General features: G+C 63.8%; 20 protein-coding genes. 3 read left to right on the forward strand and 17 right to left on the reverse strand.

Annotated features, from left to right (window positions below; translation table 11 throughout):
• The 3 genes from FHS75_RS13070 to FHS75_RS13080 all read right to left on the reverse strand — a co-directional run.
• Positions 1–713 (reverse strand): DUF3604 domain-containing protein (locus tag FHS75_RS13070; RefSeq protein WP_179408149.1); only part of this gene is annotated, 713 nt, incomplete at its 3' end.
• A 133-nt stretch (positions 714–846) separates the two neighbouring features.
• Positions 847–2,736, reverse strand: coding sequence for a DUF3604 domain-containing protein (locus tag FHS75_RS13075; protein ID WP_179408150.1), 1,890 nt, complete (start codon positions 2,734–2,736; stop codon positions 847–849).
• A gap of 90 nt (positions 2,737–2,826) precedes the next feature.
• Positions 2,827–5,229, reverse strand: a complete 2,403-nt coding sequence (locus tag FHS75_RS13080) for a TonB-dependent receptor (protein ID WP_179408151.1) — start codon at positions 5,227–5,229, stop codon at positions 2,827–2,829.
• A gap of 222 nt (positions 5,230–5,451) precedes the next feature.
• Between FHS75_RS13080 and FHS75_RS13085 the strand changes: the two genes are divergently transcribed.
• Positions 5,452–6,270, forward strand: a complete 819-nt coding sequence (locus FHS75_RS13085) for a TetR/AcrR family transcriptional regulator (protein ID WP_179408152.1) — start codon at positions 5,452–5,454, stop codon at positions 6,268–6,270.
• 119 nt (positions 6,271–6,389) lie between these two features.
• Here the strand turns inward: FHS75_RS13085 and FHS75_RS13090 are convergent, their stop codons facing one another.
• The 3 genes from FHS75_RS13090 to FHS75_RS13100 all read right to left on the reverse strand — a co-directional run bounded on the left by FHS75_RS13090 (position 6,390) and on the right by FHS75_RS13100 (position 10,237).
• Positions 6,390–7,688 (reverse strand): cytochrome P450, encoded by a 1,299-nt coding sequence (locus FHS75_RS13090; protein ID WP_179408153.1) that lies wholly within the window; start codon positions 7,686–7,688, stop codon positions 6,390–6,392.
• Entirely contained in the window at positions 7,688–8,062 is a 375-nt protein-coding gene (locus FHS75_RS13095; RefSeq protein WP_179408154.1) for an EthD domain-containing protein, read from the reverse strand. Before FHS75_RS13095 ends, FHS75_RS13090 begins: the two co-directional genes overlap by 1 nt.
• Before the next feature lie 78 nt (positions 8,063–8,140).
• The gene (locus FHS75_RS13100) at positions 8,141–10,237 is read right to left on the reverse strand and encodes a PQQ-dependent dehydrogenase, methanol/ethanol family (RefSeq protein WP_179408155.1); all 2,097 of its coding nucleotides are present in this window, start codon (positions 10,235–10,237) and stop codon (positions 8,141–8,143) included.
• A 261-nt stretch (positions 10,238–10,498) separates the two neighbouring features.
• Here FHS75_RS13100 and FHS75_RS13105 point away from each other — a divergent pair, with 261 nt between their 5' ends.
• Entirely contained in the window at positions 10,499–10,966 is a 468-nt protein-coding gene (locus FHS75_RS13105) for a nuclear transport factor 2 family protein (protein ID WP_179408156.1), read from the forward strand.
• A 51-nt stretch (positions 10,967–11,017) separates the two neighbouring features.
• On the opposite strand, the gene FHS75_RS13110 is transcribed toward FHS75_RS13105, so the two are convergent.
• Entirely contained in the window at positions 11,018–12,235 is a 1,218-nt protein-coding gene (locus FHS75_RS13110; RefSeq protein WP_179408157.1) for a cytochrome P450, read from the reverse strand.
• A 191-nt stretch (positions 12,236–12,426) separates the two neighbouring features.
• On the opposite strand from FHS75_RS13110, the gene FHS75_RS13115 reads away from it, so the two are divergent.
• The gene (locus tag FHS75_RS13115) at positions 12,427–12,942 is read left to right on the forward strand and encodes a VOC family protein (protein ID WP_179408158.1); all 516 of its coding nucleotides are present in this window, start codon (positions 12,427–12,429) and stop codon (positions 12,940–12,942) included.
• 59 nt (positions 12,943–13,001) lie between these two features.
• Here FHS75_RS13115 and FHS75_RS13120 read toward each other — a convergent pair whose 3' ends face one another.
• From FHS75_RS13120 to FHS75_RS13165, 10 genes are all read right to left on the reverse strand, one after another.
• Complete coding sequence (locus FHS75_RS13120; protein ID WP_179408159.1) at positions 13,002–13,385, reverse strand: hypothetical protein; 384 nt, start codon at positions 13,383–13,385, stop codon at positions 13,002–13,004.
• Between the two features lie 12 nt (positions 13,386–13,397).
• Positions 13,398–14,000, reverse strand: coding sequence for a JAB domain-containing protein (locus tag FHS75_RS13125; RefSeq protein ID WP_179408160.1), 603 nt, complete (start codon positions 13,998–14,000; stop codon positions 13,398–13,400).
• Positions 13,958–14,449, reverse strand: a complete 492-nt coding sequence (locus FHS75_RS13130; RefSeq protein ID WP_179408161.1) for a hypothetical protein — start codon at positions 14,447–14,449, stop codon at positions 13,958–13,960. The genes FHS75_RS13125 and FHS75_RS13130 overlap by 43 nt, the downstream gene beginning before the upstream one ends.
• Before the next feature lie 36 nt (positions 14,450–14,485).
• Positions 14,486–14,818, reverse strand: coding sequence for a hypothetical protein (locus FHS75_RS13135; protein ID WP_179408162.1), 333 nt, complete (start codon positions 14,816–14,818; stop codon positions 14,486–14,488).
• Between the two features lie 42 nt (positions 14,819–14,860).
• Complete coding sequence (locus FHS75_RS13140) at positions 14,861–15,400, reverse strand: helix-turn-helix domain-containing protein (protein WP_179408163.1); 540 nt, start codon at positions 15,398–15,400, stop codon at positions 14,861–14,863.
• Between the two features lie 101 nt (positions 15,401–15,501).
• Positions 15,502–16,074, reverse strand: coding sequence for a nuclear transport factor 2 family protein (locus FHS75_RS13145; RefSeq protein ID WP_179408164.1), 573 nt, complete (start codon positions 16,072–16,074; stop codon positions 15,502–15,504).
• A gap of 16 nt (positions 16,075–16,090) precedes the next feature.
• Positions 16,091–17,236, reverse strand: a complete 1,146-nt coding sequence (locus tag FHS75_RS13150; RefSeq protein ID WP_179408165.1) for an alkene reductase — start codon at positions 17,234–17,236, stop codon at positions 16,091–16,093.
• 5 nt (positions 17,237–17,241) lie between these two features.
• Positions 17,242–17,793 (reverse strand): nuclear transport factor 2 family protein, encoded by a 552-nt coding sequence (locus tag FHS75_RS13155; RefSeq protein ID WP_179408166.1) that lies wholly within the window; start codon positions 17,791–17,793, stop codon positions 17,242–17,244.
• 75 nt (positions 17,794–17,868) lie between these two features.
• On the reverse strand, positions 17,869–18,474 hold the full coding sequence (locus tag FHS75_RS13160; RefSeq protein ID WP_179408167.1) for an SAM-dependent methyltransferase: 606 nt from the start codon (positions 18,472–18,474) through the stop codon (positions 17,869–17,871).
• The gene (locus FHS75_RS13165; protein WP_373285033.1) at positions 18,455–19,777 is read right to left on the reverse strand and encodes an APC family permease; all 1,323 of its coding nucleotides are present in this window, start codon (positions 19,775–19,777) and stop codon (positions 18,455–18,457) included. Before FHS75_RS13165 ends, FHS75_RS13160 begins: the two co-directional genes overlap by 20 nt.
• Between the last annotated feature and the right edge of the window lie 5 nt (positions 19,778–19,782).

Here is a 19,782-nt window from a genome sequence, read left to right on the forward strand (position 1 = left end):
CTGTCCTGCGCGGTGAACGGCACGACCTTCGTCGTATCCTCGGCATCGCCGCGGAAGAGGACGACCCGGTGAAGGTTGTCGCCGTTGATCATCGAGGTCCATTCGTACCCGATCAGCGCGGTGAACCGGCCCGGCCGGTTGAACCGGTCCGCGCGCTCGGCAACACCCTGCCAGATGCTTCCGACTAATTCTGCCGGCACATCATAGGTCTTGTCATCAGACTGGATGGCCTTGGCAAAGTCGAGAATCAGATCACGGCGATTATCGTCGCGCAGCATTTGCGCCCACCGCTTGCCAATATCCCACCTGGAAAGGCGCGGGTCGCCCTCCAGCAGCAGCGGGTAGACGCCGAGATATTCCGAGTGATCGGTGATCGCGATGAAGTCGAGCGGCTTGCGCAGCCGGGCCGGCGAGCCGTTGTCGGCCTCGATCGTCTCGCCCATCGCGAAGCGATACGCATCCTCCGGCGAGACCGAGCGGGTGCCGTTGAGGAACGCGTCGGGCGACAGGTTCGTGTGCAGGTGCAGGTCGCCGAAGTAGAGGTTGTTCTCCAGCGGCTCCTGCAGAACGGGGGAATAGGTGGCACCGACCGCCGAGCGCGCATTGCCGGCCACGCTGGCCTGCGCCTGCCCGACCGGCTCGTGAACCCACAGCGCAATAACGATGCCGCAACTCGCCAGCATCGCAGCAGATGTCTGTCCTAGCCGGATCATTCCGCGATCTCCTCCTCGTTTCGGGCTGCCATCGTAGTGGAGCCGCCGCCGGGAGGGTGTGGCGACGGCTCCGCCAACCTGCCGGAAAATCCGGCAACAGGTGATCGATTTCGCCTGCGCCCCGTCGAAACATTCACGGGCGGTACCAGATAGGCGAGCTGTAGGCGCGGTCCTGGACCTTCATCCTGACATTCCCGGGGATTGTCAGACCGAAGAACGCCGCATCGTAGGCGGTCCATCGGGGGCGCGGTATCTCGAGTACGCGAACGTAATAGAACGCAGGCTGTGCGGGGTCGAAATCCGGATCGGACCAGAACGCCGCCAGTTCCGGATCACCGATCGAGTTTTCGTAGGTCGCATTGGCGAGGTCGACGGTATCGCCGACCGGCGGCGCCTTGCCGTCCGGGCCGACGTGTCGACCGTCGGACAGCGCGACATCGTAGATTTTCTCGTGGGTCTGGCCGTTTGCGTCGAGCCAGCCCTTGATGATCTGCACCCGGTCCAGGTTCGCAGAGTCCGGATCCCTTACCGCATGAACCAGGAAGGCTGGTGCATTACCGGATCGTCCGAGGTCGCTGCCCATGGGAACGCCCCTGGAATAGGCGTATCGAGCATAATCGGGCCGGTCGATGTCACGCTTCTCGAAATCGTAGCCGCCAAAGAACCTCAGCCGAATTCTCGAACCGGTCGTGCCGTAAACTTCACGGCGGCGCAGGGCATCGAAGATTGCTTCCCGCGTGTTCTCGGGCGCCCATACCGCCGTGAGGCCGGAAGCGCCGAGTTCCCAGCTTTGCTGCAGGATACCGTACATCGCCTCCTTCCAGCGGTCCGGTGAAGGCTCGGATTCGACGAACTTGCCGAAGAAGTTGTCCTCGGCCGTGGTCGCCAGCCCGGTGTGGCTGTCAGTGCTGCCGATCATGCCGAACTTGAAGGGGTTGGCTCCAGTAGCGCGCTCGTGCCGCAGGCCTTCGCGCAGGGCCGAGCGTGCGTATTCGTACTTCAGCATCCACGGAGCTTTCTTCCGGGTAAGCGCGATGTTCCCGGTATCCCAGGTTTCGAAATCGGCGAACTCGTCGGTCGGCGAAAGCGCGGGATGCGCCTCGCCGTCGCCCTTTACCTGCGTGACTTCGTAGACCGGCTCCCACCGGCTGCGCATCTCGGCATAGCGCGCATTCAGCGGCTGGCCGTTGAGCCGTGTCGGAGCGAACATGCGCCCGTTCGAGACGTTGCCGTTATGCGCAATCGCAAGAGCGGATATGCCCTGCTTTCCATACCCTGCAAGCGCGTTCCACAAGTCTTCCGGATCCTGGCTGTCCTGCGCCGTGAAAGGGCGGATTGCGCTTGTCTTGTCGGCCCCGTCCCTGAAGATCACGACGCGGTGGAGGTTGTCGCCGCTGATCGTCGTGGTCCACTCGTATCCGACCAGCGCGGTGAACCTGCCAGGCTGGTTGAATCGATCCGCACGCTCTGAGACTTCCGCCCAGATCGAGCGCGCCGATTCGTCCGGCGGCCGGAGAGAGGCGTCGCCCGATGTGATCGCGCGGTCGAAGGCCTGCGCCACGCCCTGCTTGTCTCCCCGCTCGAGGAATTCGGCCATCTGCCTGCCAAGGGGCCATGAGAGCAATGCCTGGTTTCCGGCGACCAGTTTCGGGAATACGCCGAGATATTCCGAGTGATCGGTGATCGCGATGAAGTCGAGCGGCCGGCGCAGTTTCGCGCTTCTCCCGCCATCGGCCTTCACGACCTCTCCAAGAGCGAACCTGTACGCGTCCTCGGGCGAAACGCTTCTGGTGCCATTGAGGAAGGCATCCGGAGACTGGTTGGTATGGAGGTGCAGGTCACCCCACAGCAGCATGTTCTCGCTTGGCTCGCGCAGGGGGGGCGAATAGGAGCGAGCCATGTCCGAGGTGCCCGTTTCGCCCCTGTCATCGTCCGTCTGCGCGGGCGCCGAGGGGGCGCCGCCGACCGACACCGAAGCTAGCAGGATCGCGCTGCCTGCTAGGAACCAATTCCTGTAATTCATCGACAACCCCCGGAGCCTGTGTCGCATGCTGGTTCACCGTCGAAAAAAGTGCGCGCCTCCGCAAGGGAAGGAGGCGCGCAGTCAGGAGGTTCAGTACTTCAGTCCGACTTCCACCCCGAAATACCTCGGTTCGCCGTACGTCTCGCGCCGGAACAGGGCGCCAACGGTCTGGCCGCCCGTGAAGTAGAGCTCGTCGGTCAGGTTCTTGCCGATGAGCCTCACGGTGTAGCGGTCGTCGATGTCGGTGAACGCGATCGAGGCGTTAAGCAGGGTCTTGGAGTCGAGATAGAAGTCGTTGTCCGGGTTGTTGAGATCGAGATTGAAGAGCGTGCGATCCGTATAGGTGAGCGAGCCGAACAGGGTCAGGTTGCCGATATCTCCTACCGGAAGTTCGTAGCTGATGCTCGCCGAACCTTGCCATTCGGGCGTGCGGGCAAGCGGTGCTTCGGCAAGGTTTCGCGCCGTCGGGGTCGGCGAATTGAACGACTTGTACTTGCCGTCCTGATATCCCAGCGTTCCGCGCAGCGTCAGACCGCGGGTGGGAGCTATCGTCAACTCGGCTTCGATGCCTTTGACGTCGACCTTGGCGGCGTTGATGAAGCGGATTTCCGTGAAGTCCGAACCATCAGGCCGGGTAAAGGGGAAGAGCAGCTGGCGCTGCGCATCGTCGTACGTCACCCAGAACCCGGCCAGATTCAACCGCACCATGCGATCGAACAGGTCTGACTTGAGACCGACTTCGAAAGAGTCTGCAGTCTCGGGGTCGTACGGGGTGAGCTGGTCCTGGATGAGCGGTACGCCGGACTGGCCGACTTCGTTGAAGCCGCCCGCCTTGTAGCCACGGGCATAAGTCACGTACGGGAAGATGTCGGGGGTCGCTTCGTAGCTCAGGCTGATCCGCCATGTCGGATCACTCCAGCTCTGTTCGTTACGGACCACGCCCTGCGGGAAGCGATCGAAGTCTCCGAAATCGAGCGAGCGGTCCAGCATCTCCCAGGTCAGGTCGGGATCGAGCGCCTGGGCGAATACGGCGGCGCGCGCCGCGAATTTTTTCTTGTCCCAGCTGTACCGACCGCCGAGGGTCAGGTTCAGTCGATCGGTGATGTCGAAGTTGCCTTCGGCAAAAACCGCAATCGACCGCGAATCCTGATTGTTGCAATTTGCCTGCGGCGTCTGCGAATTGGGACCGAACGGCCCCGGTCCGCTCACCAGGTCGAGGAACCCGAGCAGAGTGGGCGCGCAGTAGTCGATATCGTCCTTCTGGAAAAAGAAGCCCGCCACGAGGTCGAACCGGTCCGAAAAGGATGCCGCGTAGCGAAGTTCCTGCTGGAAGGTCCTCCGATTATCGTCGCGCGAAGCGCTGTAGAGCGCGATCGGAGAATATTCGCCGGCGAAATTGCCCGGCAGTCGCGATCGTTGCGACCTGTAGCCCGTGACCGAACTGATGGTTCCCGGGCCGGCATCGATGTCGATGTTCGCATAGACGCCGTCCACGTTGACGCGCATCCCCTTGTCGAGGTCTACAAGGCCAACGTTGCCGCCGAAAAGGCCTCCGCGTTCGAGCGGGTCACCGGATCCGCCGGGAAAACCGAGATTACTGTAGAGAAAACCGGGTGGCGTTGCGTTGACGACACCGGCCACCTCGCCGGAATCGCGGACGATCTCGTACTGGAGGAGCGCGCTGATCGACGGGGTCGGTTCCCAGAGCAGCTTTGCGCGTCCGTTGAAGACGTCGTCGCCGCCAAGCCCGCTTCCGTCGCCGCAACCGGTCCGGCCGGCAAGCGCCTGCGCGAAGTCGGAGGTCGAGAACGGCGTGATCGGGCCGAAGCAGGCTCCGTTCTTCACGTATCCGTCGGTCTTGCGATAGCTCCCCACCAGCCGCAGGGCGAGGTTGTCGCCGAGCGGCAGATTGGCTGCCGCCTGGAAGACCCTGGTCTTGAAGGAACCGATCTCGCCGCGCACCTGGAAGCCCAGTTCGCCGAGTTCGGGCCGCTTGCTTCGCGCGACCACGACGCCGCCGGTCGTGTTCTTGCCGAACAGGGTGCCCTGCGGACCGCGCAGTACCTCGATCTGCTCGAGGTCGAACGTGTCGAGCAACTGGGTCTGGATCGACGGCATCACGAAATCGTCGAACACGACGCCGACCGGCGCTTCATTGAAGGGAATGATCGTCGATACGCCGACGCCGCGCATGGCGAAGGCCGCAGCCTTGAAACTGGGTATCGTGGCGGACGAGAAGTTCGGCACGTAGGCGGCGAGGTCCCCGACATCGCGCGGCGCAATCTGGTCCATCGTCTGGCTCGAAATGGCCGAGACGGCAATCGGCGTCGTCTGGAGCCGCGTATCGCGACGCGTGGCGGTAACGACGATGTCCTCGATACCTGTCGATCGCACTTCGGGCTGGACCGATGCTGCCTCCTGCGCATGCAGGTTGCCCACCGGTACGGCAAGCGCGTAAACGAACGACGCCGACAGCAGATATTTCGATTTCATATGATCAACCCCTCCCTTCCCATGCACTTCCGCCAGAAACGGCGAGAGTGCCCGTGCGACCGGCGGCGGCCTGGCTCGCACGCGATATTTTCCTGGTTTCGGAGGATGTCGGAACAGACATCCCCTCCCGGCTTCGTGACCGTTTTGCGGCCCATGTAATTGCCTCGAAGCTAATTGCGTTTCATATTGAAGTCAATTGACTTGCATTGTTCGGAGATTCCGATGATCACCCAGCAGGCTCAGATCGACACCGGCTCCCCGCCGGACGGGCTCAACAGGAACCAGCTTGCGCTGATCCTTGCCGCCGAACGGGAGTTCGCGAAGGAAGGGATCGATCAGGCCTCGCTACGCCGGATCGCGACGCTGGCGGGAAACGGCAACAATAATGCCGTCCAGTATCATTTCGAGAGCCGCGAAGGTCTTGTTCTCGCCTTGCTGCGATACCGTGTCGGCCAGATGGAAGCGCGACGGCGCGAGATGCTGCATAACGCCAGGCTCAATGGAAAACTTGGCCACATTCCGACACTTGCGAGAAGTTTCTGCCTTCCGCAACTCGACCTGCAAACCGACGATGGCGACTTTCCCTACGCCAGGTTCCTCCTGCAGTTCTACGCGCTATACAAGGACAAGGAGTACCGGAAGGGCGTCGACATCATCACGTCGGAATTTCCGGCAATCGGGGAAACCCGCAGGCTTTTGATCGATGCCATGGGGTACGATCAGGAGTGGGCCCACAGGAGGATCACGGCGGGATTCACGATGTTCCTGGGCGTTCTCGTCCGCCACGCGGGCGCAATCCGTTCGGGTCTGCCGACGGAACCTGTGACCGAGATCGTGGAGGACGCCATGGAAATAGTTATCGCGGGCCTGTGCGCTCCTTCCCCGCTTCATGGGACGCAGGCGGTTGCACCAAGCGAAGACGACGGGGCATCGACGGTTGAGCGCATGACCCTTGCGGAGCTCGAGGAAGAAAACCAGGCACTCAAAGACCTTATCGGCGAACTCAGCGTCGAGCGCTCACGCCGGAAGGTCGCGCGATAGGCCCCTGTGTCTCCGATCGCGAGGCTGACGCATATGACTTAATTCTAGGGCCGGCAGCGCTCGCAATGTCCGGGAAGCGTCGCGTGAAGTTCGTCGGGAATAGTCGCGGAACGTCCGGTTCAGGCCGGGTCGAACTCGATCAGGAGCCGCTTCAGCGCCCGGTGCGAAACCGAATGCATGTGGGCGAAATCGTTCCCTTCGGCCAGGCGGATGTCGCGCATGCGATCCAGCATTGCCGAGAATCCGAACTGGAGCTCTCGCCGTGCCAGCGTCGCGCCGACGCAGTGGTGCGGCCCAGATCCGAATGCGACATGCGTGGCGGCGTTGCGCCGGGCAAGATCAAGCTCGGCGGGGCACCCGAACTGTCGCTCGTCACGGTTGGCCGCGCCGTAACGCAAGTGGATCATCGCGCCTTCGGGAATGGTCACGCCGTGCAGGTCGAACGTCCTGCCGGCGACGCGAAAAAGACCCTGGACCGGGCTTTCCAGCCGCAGGACTTCCTCAACGAAGGTCCGAAGGTGCGCGTCCCGATCCTCGCGCAGCGCAGCCTGGACCTCGGGATTGCGGCACATCAGCATGATACCGGACGACAGGGCGTTCGTCGTCGTCTCGCTTCCGCCGACGAGAAGATCGGACAGGATGTGCGTAAGCATTTCCCCGTCCTCGATCATCCCGCCATCGGGCATCGGCGAGTTGACCAGGTCGCTCAGGATCGTGTCGTCGGGATTGCTGCGCAGCCGCCTGACGATGTCCATCATGTAGTGCTGGAATTCGATCTCGAGACCGACGGCCCGGGCATCCTGCTCGTCGTCGAGCATCAGGCCGATGCGGTTGATCCACGCCTCGGTCCATTCCTTGATCCGCCACATGTCCTTCTTCGGCGCGCCGACCTGCGTGATGATGACGATGAGCGGGAAGGGCATGGCGAATTGCGCGACGAAGTCGGCCTGCCCGTCTGCGGCGAATTCATCGACGAGCTGGTAGGCCGTTTCGCGCACGAACGGCTCCATCTCCCTGACTTTCCCCGCCCTTAGCGCGCCGTCGAACACGGCGCGGAGCGGCTTGTGCCGCTCGGGCCCCAGTTGCAGGATGCTCGGCCCCGGAAGCCAGCCCTCTGTCCGGAAACGCTCTTCGGCCTGCCTTGCGCGTTCCGCCTGCGAATGGCTGCGCAACTTGTCGAAGTAGTTCTGGCAGGAATAGGTCTCGACATCGAGAAGGGCCGCGCGGATGTCCTCGTACCGCGTCAGCACGTAGAAACCGCCGACGGGATCGTAATAGACGGGCGCCTCGTCGCGCGCTGCCTGATAGGCCTCGTACGGACATTCGGAGATTTCCGGGTCCATGAAGCTCACCGGCTCGCCGTCCGGCTTCGATAGAGCAGGAGAGCCGCCCGCGGTCCGTTCGTCAGATGCGGACATCACCCCGCTCCGGGCGAACCGAGGTCGCTTTCGGTTTCGTCGACCGTGAAGAAGCGGTTGGCGCTCCGGTCGAAGAGAAATTCCTCGTCTGCGATGATCTCGGCGCTGGCTTCCGGCGTGGTGATGTGCCGCAGCGTGTCGTGGTAGATTTCCTCGTTCTCGAACCACAGTTCCATGATGATGTCGAAACCGTGATCGCCTTCGACCCCATATGTCTCGTCGACGAGCGGCGTCAGGTAGCGCCTCAGATACTTGGTTGCGCGCCCTTTCAGATACTTTTCACCGATCTTCGCATGCACGCGTTCGTAGTGGTCCCGGAATTCGGCGTGAGTCAGCTTCGGGTTCCGCTTCAGCAAGCCTACGTGCTTGATCATTTCATCGTTCTCCCATGGGCGTGACTTCAGTCGGTCGCCTTTATTGCAGCCGCGACCGCGTTTGAGACTTCACCCGGCTCACATCCGGCTTTCGGCATACTCCCTGGCTTTCATCCGGATGTAGTGCCGTGCCGCATCTAGATCTTCCTTAGAAACGTCGGGATAGGCGGGCATGCCCCGCGATACCAGCGCACCCTGCCTGACCACCGCATCGAAGGCACCCGCGTTCGCCGGGACAGGCGAAACCCTCAGGTCGGGAGCGATCCCGGCGGCCTTCAGGTCCACGCCATGGCACACGATGCACCTTCGGCCCACCACCGTCGCGCCCCTTTCGGCAAGGTCCGGATCGAGCTCGAACGTCGGATCGCTGACCGGCGCGAGTTCCTGCCGCGCAGGTGCGGGGGGCAGCTTTGCCGCGCCGTCGAGCGAAAATGTCAGAATACGACGCGGCTGCGACCGGTACTGCCAGCCGAACCGGGCGACGATGTCGCCGAACAGCGCCCCGCTCACGCCGAAGCCGGACAGGACCGTGACGTACTGCTTTCCGTCGACCGTGTAGGTAATCGGCGGGGCGAGGACGCCGGTCTGGGCATCGAAGCTCCACAGCTTCTTCCCGTTCCTGCTCGAAAACGCGTTGAAGGTGCCATCGGCGTTGCCCTGGAACAGGAGGTTGCCGGCAGTCGCCATCGTGCCGCCGTTCCAGAACCCGGGGTTCGGAATGGTCCATAGCTTCTTGCGGTTCACCACGTCGTAGGCGACGACTTCGCTGGTCCCGGCGCCCGGCTCGTTCGAGGTGAGGTCGATATTGACCGCCGGGTCGTTGGCTCCGGGCGTGAATTTCCATGCTTTCGGATCGATGCCCCGGTCATTGTAGGTTCCGGGCTGCTGCAACTCGGGCACGTAAGCGATGTTCGTGCGCGGATCGAACGACATCGGCAGCCAGTTGTGCCCGCCGTTGGGGCCGGGCCACATGACGACCGTCTTGCCGTCCTCGTAGCGGATGCCCTCGCGCTCCACCGGGCGACCGGTTTCAAGGTCGATGCGTTCCGCCCAAGTCACCTTGGTCAGCGGTTCGGCCGAGATCAGCTTTCCGTTGGTCCGGTCGATCACGTAGAAGAAGCCGTTCTTCGGCGCGGTCATCACGACCTTGCGCGGCTTGCCGTCGATCTCGAGATCGGCGAGCTGCATGTCCATCGCGCTGTTGTAGTCCCAGCTCTCGCCGGGATTGGTCTGGTAGTGCCACTTGTACTCGCCGGTATCGGCATCAAGCGCGATGATCGAGCAAAGGAAGAGGTTGTCGCCCTTTCCTTCGCTGCGCACCCGCCGGTTCCACGGCGCGCCGTTGCCCGTGCCGAGGATTATGGAGTGGGTGTCGGGGTCGTAGGTCATGGCGTTCCAGACCGTGCCGCCGCCTCCGTACTTCCACCATTCGCCCGACCATGTCTGGGCAGCCATTTCCATGGCTTCGTTCTCGAAGCCGTCCGCCGGGTTTCCGGGGACCGTGTGGAACCGCCAGAGCTGCTTGCCTGTCTTTGCGTCGAATGTCGTGACGTACCCGCGGATCGGGCCGACGTCCGCTCCGCCGTGACCGATGATGACCTTTCCGTCGAAGACACGCGGCGGGCCGGAGATGAAACGCACATCATCCTTGCCGACGGTCATCTGGCTCCAGACCTCGCTGCCGTCCCTGGTATCGAGCGCGACGAGGCGACCGTCGTGCGTGCCGACGAAGACCATCCCGTCCCAGTAGGCCAGGCCGCGAATGCCCCAGCCCTGATGCATCTTGTTGCCGGCGAGCCCGGTCGCCCCGGTGTCGTGCTCCCAGAGCATCTTGCCTGTATCGGCCTCGAACGCCCGCACCACGCTGTAACCGGTGGCGGTGTAGAGAACCCCGTCGACCGCGAGCGGGCCGCTTACCGAATTGCCCGTGGGCAGGTCATGGAACCAGGCGAGTTTCAGGTTGGCGACGTTGGCCTCGCCGATTTGCGAGAGGGGGCTGAAATGTCGCTCGTCATACGTGCGGCCGAAAGCGGCCCAGTCGTCCCCGTCCTCGGCATCGGTCAGGATCTGCGCGGGGTTCTGGCCCGGAACCGGATCGCCGGCATACGCTGCGGCCGCAGCAAGCGAGGCCAGAGCGGAGACCAGTCCGAGATATCGTATCGACTTGAACCGCAACGGCTTTCCCTCCCGTTAGATGAGCGATCAGGCAACTTGCTCGCTGGTCGCGAGGGCCTCTGTCCGGGCCCTTCCTTTCCGACAACGTTACAAGATAGCCGAGCGGTGAAAGCTGACTTTTTGGGCAGGCCTTTCAGATTCCAATTGCCGGCCTGCGGTCCGCGTGACGCATCGTATCCGATCCTGTTGAACCCCTGCCGCCTGCCGGTATTGTCCAGGCGGCAGGCGAGTCGTCTGGCGATAGAAAAACGGGAGAGATAGATGTCGAACGGCGATAGCAGGCCGACCAGGGCCGAAGACATTCAGGAGATAGTCGATCTCAGGAGCCGGTATGCCTACGGCGCGAATATTCTCGACGGGAAGTCGGGCGACCTGAAGGAATTCGCATCGCTTTTCACCGAGGATGGTACATTCGACGTGGGCATGGGGCTTGCGACCGGGCCTGCGGAGATCGAGGCGATGATGACGCAGCTGACCACGCAGTGGGAATGCGCGATGCATTACATGCTCAATCCGCTGATCGAGGTGAACGGCGACACGGCGACAGGTACGTTCACGGGCCTGTTCGCTTTCACCACCAAGGAAAATCCCAAGCCGATCTTCCTCTCGAACATCTATTCGGACGAATACGAGAGGGTCGACGGGCGGTGGCTGTTCAAGTCTGTCAGGATAAGGACAGCCTTCGCCGATCCGGTATTCCTCGAGGGATACGCAGACCACCTGGAGTGAGGGACCTCAAGTCCGCAGCCGGGTGACATTCACTGTCCGGTGGAACCCGGCTCAGTCCCACCGCAAGGGCAGCCTGTTGACGGTTGCCACGATGCCGCCTTCCATTTCCACCCGGTCGGTTTCGTCCACCCTGAAATCGGGGATGCGCGGCAGCCACTCCTCAAGAGTGATGCGAACTTCGCTTCGGGCCAGCATGGCTCCGGGGCAGCGGTGCGCGCCGTTGCCGAAGGTCGAATGCGCGCCGATCTTGCGGCGGAAATCGACATCGAGGGAGCGCTCGTACTCCCGGTCGTCGAGGCCGTGGAGGGCGTTCGGCATGATGACGAGGTCGCCGCCGCGCATGTGCACGCCATGGAAATCGAGGTCGGCCAGCACCTCGCGCCCGTTCTGAACGATGCCGAACCGGCGGAAGAACTCCTCGACCGCCGTGTGCTTTATCGACGGGTCGTCGATCAGCTGGCGGCGGTGCCCCGGATTTCGCGCAAGGAACAGCATGATGAAGCCGAGCGAGGATATGACCGTGTCGAGGCCGCCCATCAGGACCTGCGTGCCCAGCTCGATCGCCTGATGTTCCGGCAGCGGGGCGCCGTTGACCTCGCTGGTGACGAACTGGCTTATCAGGTCGTTGCCGGGGTTGCGTGTCCGCTCGCGAATGACGGGTTTCAGGTAGTCGGAGAATTTCTGCATCGTCGCTTCGGCGGAATCGGCCGATTCGGGGCGCAGCACATCGTCGACCCAGCCCTTCATCATCAGGGCGTCGTCGAGGGGCAGGTCGACCATCATCATGAAGATGTTGATCGGGAGGACTTCGGCGAATTCGCTGACGAACTCGCACTTTCCCCGTGGCGCGAGCTGTTCCACGGTCCGCACGACAAGATCGCGGATGTCCGGCTCAAGTTCGCGCACCATGCGCGGCGAGAGCCCCGCGTTGAGCAGCGCGCGGTAGGGACGGTGCTCCGGAGGGTCGAGCGTCGTCGGCAGGACCTTGATGCCATCGCCGCGCTCGCGCGGCACGATGATCGTCTTCGAGGAGAAATGCTCGAAGTCGGCGAAGATCTCGTGGATCAGCTTCCCGCGCAGCGCAATCCAGTGCCCGCCGTTGCGCGGGGTCCAGATCATGTCCGGAGCTTCGTCCTGCAGCCTTTTCCATGCGCCGTGAAAGTCCTCCCCGGCGCCCGGCGGATCGTAGAGATCGAAATCGACGACGAGATGCTCCGGGACATGGTGCGGAACCGGTGCAAGCGAAGTCGACTGGGTTACGGTTGCCATCGGAACGTCCTCTCGCTCGTTATTGCGTCGATGATAACCGAGCGGGTCAGTTTGCGACAGGGTACTTGTAGGGGTGTCGACTTCGGCTCTTCCTGCGACAGACGCATCGGCGTGGACGCGCGCCACAGTTCCCGGCAAGGTGTCGCAGCGTCCGCCAAGGCGGAGAGGCGCCTTTGGAGAGGAGCGACACGATGATTGCACCGAAGAATTTCTTTCAGTCGGCCTGGGTGGTGAGGGACCTGGACGAGGCGGTGGACCGCTGGCTCAGGACCATGCGGGTCGGACCCTTCTTCATGATGCGCGATGTCGAGGTCGAAGGGTTCCGCTATCGCGGCACTCCCGGGACCATCCGCTTCAGCGCCGCGCTGGCGCAGGCCGGATCGATGCAGATCGAGCTTATCCAGCAGGACGGAAGCGATCCGTCGGCATACCGGGACAGCATCGCCGAGGGCGAGGAAGGCTTCCACCATTTCGGCACGATCGTGCCTGACTACGAAGCCGAATTGTCGTTCTACACGTCGCAGGGAATCGCCGTTGCTGCCGACGGAATGTTCGGCGACATGCACTACGCCTACGTCGATACGCGCGACCAGATCGGGTACATGACCGAACTCGTCGAGGCCAAGGAATCCATCCTCGAACTGTTCAGGACGGTCGCCGACGCGGCGGTAGACTGGGACGGTCGCGATCCGATCAGAACGCCGTGAGGCGATAGCGCACGCGCGGGACGCGCAGGGTACCGGCAGGCGTCATTGCCGGCCGCGAGTCACCGGTCGCCCAGTATCAGGGCGTTTTCGGGAGGGGTGCGCGAACCCCGGGAAGCGGCGGGGTCGGCGGTCGTCTTCGAAATGCGGGTCGCGAGTTCCTTGCCCAATCGCGAGAACCTGTCCTGGATGCTTTCCGACGCGCCACCGTCCCAGTCGATCGATTCGAGTGAACCGACGACTATCTCGACCAGGTGGCGGGCACCGATCTTCGACTGCTTTTCGATAGCTCCGTAGAACCGGTCGGTCGGCATGACCGTCCACTGGCGGCCATCGGACAGCGGCGGTGTCGTGCCGGCAGCGAACTCGTGCTGCCCCGACCGGATGAGGCTCTCGATCTCGGCGACGAGCTCGTCCTTGTAGGTATCGTTGGCGGAATGTTTCATGACTGGCTCCGGTTACCGGGCGGATTCGTTGTCGAGGAGACCGGCTCGCCGCATGCTGCAGCATGACGCTCCGGCGACGATGATGTGATCCCTGATCTCGATGCCGAGAGCGGCAGCGAGCGCGGACAACTTTCGCGTTTCGGCGATGTCCTGCGCGCTCGGACGGCATGAGCCCGACGGATGGTTGTGCGCGAGAATTATCGCGGGGGATGCAAGCTCGATGGCGCGATGGAACAGCGTCCTGATCTTGCTCGCCACCCGACTGGCTTCGCCGGTTCCAAGGCATTCATCGGTGATGTAGGCCCCGTCGCGATCGAGGTAGAAGACAAACAGGCATTCGCGGTCGCACGCGACGAACCGGGCGCGGAGGTAGTCGAGGAACGAGGGATCGGAGATGTCGACCGGCGCCCCACGGACTTGTTCGCGCATGCCAATCTCGACGAGGGCGCGCGCTCCGGTCAGCATGTCCGCAAGTTCGTTGCCGATACCCTCCACCGACGCAATCTGCCTGGCGGAGGCGGCCATCACCTGCCGGATCGAACCGAACCGCTCGATCAGCCGCTCGGCGCACTCTAGCGCACGGCGACCTGCAAATGGGGCGAGCAGCTGCGCCAAGACCGGTACGACCCCCACGCCCGCTTTCGCTGCATGTGGCTGTGGATTCCCAGCGCCAGTATCAGCAGCTCGAAGTAGGAGGGCGTGATTATCATTATGGAATAGGCCTGGCCGGCCATGCCATGGCTCAGTTCCCGGGACAGGTGGGACGTCGCGCTTATCAGTTGAAAGGCTGCCAGCCATAGGGGGTACATCCGGTTCGCGTAGAGGCCGCAATAGACGAGGAGGCCGGCTGTCAGGACGTCGATCACCGCGTGACCCCAGTCCACCGACACCCACGTCGCGTCTCCGAAGAGAAGGTGGTTCGGGATATCGAGCAGGAACATCGCCGCGATGGCGCTTGCCGCGAGGCGTTCGGATCCCGCCCCGATCCACCACGCCAGTGCGCAGAGGAACAGGGCGAGACCGAACTGGACCTCGTCTTTCACGGCAAGAAAGAGTTCGAGCATCCGATACCCGTTCGAGTTTGCGATCCGGGCGCAGGGTCAGGCCACGCGCGCGAGGTCGCTTTCTTCCAGACCGGCCGCCGGAGTGGAACCGTCCTCGTCACCGATACCGACGACTTCGCGGACCTTGACCAGTTCGTCGTGTACGCGGAACAGGTCGCTGGCGGAATCGATTTCGGTCTGGATCGAGCGACCGAGGCGGATCATTGCCTTCTGGCCCACGTGCGGCACGTCCACTTCGTCCGACTGGCGGGCGAGGATCAGCGATTCCATGAGCTTGATCTTGGCGAGCAGGGCCTCGTCGGCCTTGGCTTCGGCTCCGCGGATATCGCGGCGAATGCGTACGTCGGCGGCGTGAATGGAAATCGACATTGTCATAGCGTCCCCGGCGGACCGGGCTCGACCGGTCGGCTCTCAAGTTTGGTTTCGAGGGGCCGGTCCGTCGCTTTCCAAAGCTTCCGTCACACCCTGGGCGACACCGAGACCGACCATGACCAGGGCAAGCATACCGAACGCCAGCCCAAGGATCGCCGCGATGCGCCAGACCGTTCCGTGCGGACCGTCGAGCACCCTCGGGACTACGGACCGGGAGGCAGACCGCTCCCACGGCGCGTAACGATCGAACGTTACCGCGTCGTGGAAGACAGCCATGTCGACCCGGGCGTCCCGGACCTTCTCTTCGCCTGTCCCGTCGCGTTCCGGCAGATCATTTTTTGTATATGCAGGTTTCCTGCACCCCTCCTCGGCGGCAGGGTTTTCGAGGGTTTCGGACCATTCCGCGATTTCGCGCAATGAATTCACGCCAAGGCGCAGCTTGATGCGCGCCACGTGCTGGTTGACCGCCGATTCGGAAATATCGAGTGCCCCGGCAATCTCCTTGATCGTCAGGCGATCCTCCAGAAGGCGGGCAATCTCCCGTTGGCGGGGGGTCAGTTGTTCCAGGTCCGGGTCCATTGTCGTCGGCACGATTTTAGCACGATTCACCTAAGACTGTTAACGGATCAATCCGGTGGCAGGTTCCTTGGCCGGTCGGCCTCTCCTTCTCGCGCGGGGTTCTAGCCGGGAAAGCGCAGGTCATGGCGTCCCAAAGCCGCGTAGGAAGGATCGGCCTTCGTGCGCGTGGCGGGATAGAGCGGCGCGTCGGGCGCCGTCGGCTCGAGCAGCGGAACGCCTGCAAAGTCCGCCATCGTCCCCTGCAGGGGTTCGACGCGGTCCCAGTCGTGCACCGAGCGGCGGTGGACGAAGCCCCACTTGCCGTCGATCGCGCGGTGATGGTCGAGGTATCGGCCGCCGCCCGTGATGTCGACGATCCCGCCGTCGCGCTCGACGCGCAATAGGACGGTCCAGTAGCTTTCGCTCCACGCCTCGTCGCCGTCCACCTCGATCAGGATGTTGGTCAGGACGTGCCGGGTCAGCACCATGGGTTCGTGCAGCCTGAACACCCAGTCGACGAAGTCCGCGCCCGTGCCCGAGAACAGCGGCGTGTGCTCGTCCGTTCCGCCCGGATGCCAGCATGACAGCGCCAGGTCCCGGTCCATGCGGTCGAGTGCGCGGCAATAGTTGTTGAGGTTCTCGGTGATCGCCTGCTTGGCGGCGAGCGTCGCTGCGTCGGAGACGGGAACGGGCATCGAAGCCTCCCTTGCCTTACCCGGTCGTCTCTACGCCGACAGGGGTAGGAGCGGCATCGACGTCCTGGCTGGGCGTGTCCTCGGTCATCTCCGCGACAGTCGGGTAGTCGGTGTACCCTTCCTTCCCCTGGGTGTAGTAGGTCGCAAGGTCGGGCCGGTTGAGCTTTGAGCCGTCGCGGTAGCGCTCGGCGAGGTCGGGATTGGCGATGAAGGCCTGTCCGAATGCGATCCCGTCGGCGCCGCCGCTCTCGATCGCTTCCGCGCCCGTCTGGCGGGTAAAGCCGGCAGTGTAGAGCACCGGCCCGTCGAACTGCGGCCTCAGGATGCCGTAGACGTCCCAGTCGACGAAGTAGTTCCCGAGCTGGAGATAGGCGATGTCGCGCTTCGAAAGCTCGCGCAGCAGGTGGCCGTAGGTCGCGGGCGCATCGTCGTCGAACACGTCGTGGAAGGTCCAGCCCGGGGCCACCTTGACTGCGACGAACTTCGGCCCGGCGACCTCGGCCATGGCATCGACGCAGGCGAGAACGAAGGCGCAGCGCTTCTCCAGCGTCCCGCCCCACTCGTCGGTGCGCAGGTTGGTGTTCTGCGAGAGAAACTGCATCGGCAGGTACCCGCTCGCGGCATGGAGCTCGACACCGTCGAGACCCGCGGCCAGCGCCCGTTCGGTGCAGGCCTTGAATTCGTCGATGGTGGAAAGGACCTCGGCGTGCGTCATCTCGCGCGGTTCGGGGTAGGGGCGCTTGGGGCGCGGGCACGATACGGTGTAGTGGCGCGCGGTCGGATCTGGCTGCACGGCGGAAGGAGCGATGGGTTGCGCACCGTCGAGCATGAGCGGATCGGAAAGCCTGCCGACATGCATCACCTGCATGAAGATCGCGCCGCCGCGTTCGTGCACTGCGTCCGCCACGCGCGCCCAGCCGGCCTGCTGCTCGTCGGTGTAGTTGCCCGGCGCGAAGAGATAGCCGTTGCCCATCGGCGAGGGCGAGGTGCCCTCGGTGATGATCAGGCCCGCACTGGCGCGCTGGCGATAGTGCTCGACGTTGAGGTCGGTCGGCACACCCCGCAGCGTCGAGCGCTGCCGGGTCATCGGGGCCATCGCGATGCGATTGCGCATCCGGATCCTGCCGAGGTCAAGCGGCTGAAAAAGGGAATCGATGGACATGGCCGTTATTGCTCCTGTGTCGGGCGGGAAGGAATTTCGGGAGGCAGGACCATACCCTGCTCGCCGATGGAAGCGCGCGGGCGCGGGCCGAGTGCGGCGGCCCTTTCGAAAAGGCCGACATCGCCCTGTTCCCAGGTAATCGTCAGGCAAAGCCGCCTGATCTTCCAGCCCGTGCCGGTACGGACGACGTCGTGCACGTAGTGCCCGCCGATCATGTGATGATGCTCGGCTCCGTCGAGGACGAGAACGTGGCGTGCCGACATCTGGCAGCGCAAGGTGGCTTCGTCGCCGTTCAGGTCGATATCGATGTTGGTCATTGAGTGCTGGGTGGCGTCGAACGGCGCAAGCGTGGAACACACGAGCGCGACCCATTCGTCGGCATCGAAGCTCTGGTTCACGCCCGACCATGCGAAGTCGGCGGCGATGCTGTCGGCGAAGATCGAACGGTAAAGCGACCAGTCGCGCAGGTCGATGCCGTAGGAATAGCCGTTGAGCAGAGCGGCGATCGCCTGCCGGTCTTCAAGGCTGCGCAGCTGCGCTTCGATCTCGCCGTTCATCCAATCCCCCCGCTCACTGCCGTTCAATGGCCGGAACGGTGACGGTTTTCAACCGTTCGATGGGGCTCGCCCGCCTTATTCGAAGCCGGGCACGAATTGTTCCGGCACGGTCCAGCGATAGACCTTGCGGCTGCCCACCTGCCGCTCTTCCTCGGGCCGCCAGTCGCTCATGCCGAAAGCATGGCTGACCACGCGCGAGCCTGTGTCCAGTTCCTCGAGCAGCTTGGGGCGCAGCCGCAGGTTGAGCGTCGGCAGCAGGTATAGCGTGACGACGCTGGCTTCGCTGAGGTCGGTCTCGAACAGGTCGGCCTGGCGGAACGTGACGAGATGGTCGACGCCCGCCTTGCGCGCGTTTCGGCGTGCCCGCTCGACGAGCTTTTCGTCGATCTCGATGCCGACTGCACGAATGCCGTGGGCCTTCGCCGCCTCGATCGGGATGCGCCCGTCGCCCGAGCCGAGATCGTAGAGCACGTCGCCTTCGCGGATTTCCGCCATGTCGAGCATCGCGTCCACCACCGGTCGCGGTGTCGCGACATAGTGGATGTCCTGATGCCCGGGGTCCTCGGGTGAGGGCAGCAATTGCCCGCAGCCCGGAAGCGCGGCGGCGGCAAGCAGGATCGGCCAGAATCTGGAAATGGGGCACCTGTATCGAGGAGGATCTTCAGCGGGCGTCCCTATCATCGGCGCGCAGGAACGGGAACAGCAGGACGCCCGACAGCATCAGGCCCGCGCTGAACAGCGCGCCGATGCCGGTGTAGGCGAGGCTGGAGTAGAGCAGGTACGTGCAACTCGCGCAGAAGATCGCGGGAACGAGCGGATAGAGCGGTACGGTGAACGGGCGCACCATGTGCGGCTGGCGCGCGCGGAACACGAACAGCGAAACGCCGACGGCCAGGAAGAAGAACCAGAAGGCGGGTGCGGTGTATTCGACCGCAAGCTGGAACCCGTCTCGCGCCATCGCCCCTGCGGCGACGAGGAGGAGTGCGATCCCCCCTTGCAGCAGGAGGGCGTTCGACGGCGAGTGGCGTTCGGCGTCCCACCGCGCCAGCCAGCCCATGCCCCTGACATCCTGCCCCAGGGCGTGGGCGGAACGCGCGCCCGTCAGGATGGTGCCGTGCGCCGATGCCAGCGCCGCTGCCGCGACCATCAGGCTGATGAGAAGCGCACCGCCGGGTCCCCATGCCGCCTGCAGGACATCCGCCGCCGGCGCATCGGAAGCGGCGAGGCCGTTTGTACCGAGGGCACGGATCAGCGCGTAGTTGACCAGGAGGTAGGCGCCCGCGATCACCGCTATGCTGCTGACGAGCACTCGCGCAATCCGCGCCGGCGGACCCTCCAGTTCGGCCGAAAGGTACGCCGCCTCGTTCCACCCTCCGTAGGTCAGCAGCACGAAGACGAGCGCGAGGCCGATCGATGAACTCTCGAGCGGTCCCGCAGCGGGAGCGGTTGCGGCAGGCTCCGCCCACAGCGCCGCCAGCACCAGCAGGCCGAGGCCGGCGATTTCGAGCGCGGTCAGCCAGCGCTGCGCCCTCGCGCCCATGCGCAGGCCGGTCCAGTGGATCGCGGTGATCGCGCTTATCGCGATCGCGGCATGAAGCGCGGCGGAGTTCGGTCCGAGCGCCAGCAGCCGCGTCGCATAGTCGCCGTATACGTAGGCAAGCAGTGCAAGCGATCCGGTCTGGATCACGAGCAGTCGCGACCACCCGTAGAGGACGGCGATGCGCTTTCCATAGGCGCGGCGCAGCAGGCTGTACTCCCCGCCTGTCGCGGGAAACGTACTCGCTAGCTCGGCATAGCATAGCGCCCCTGCGAGCGAGAGCAGCGCGCCCGCTATCCACACGCCCAGGATCGCCGGTTCGCCGGGCAGGTTCGCCGCGACGAGCGGCGGCGTGCGGAATATGCCCGCGCCCACGACGATCCCGACGACGATGGCGACGGCATCGATCCCTGCCAGCGGCTTTGCCGATGCGTTCAAGCGTATCACCATTT

It is taken from the genome of Novosphingobium marinum (genome assembly GCF_013408095.1).
Lineage (GTDB): Bacteria > Pseudomonadota > Alphaproteobacteria > Sphingomonadales > Sphingomonadaceae > Novosphingobium > Novosphingobium marinum.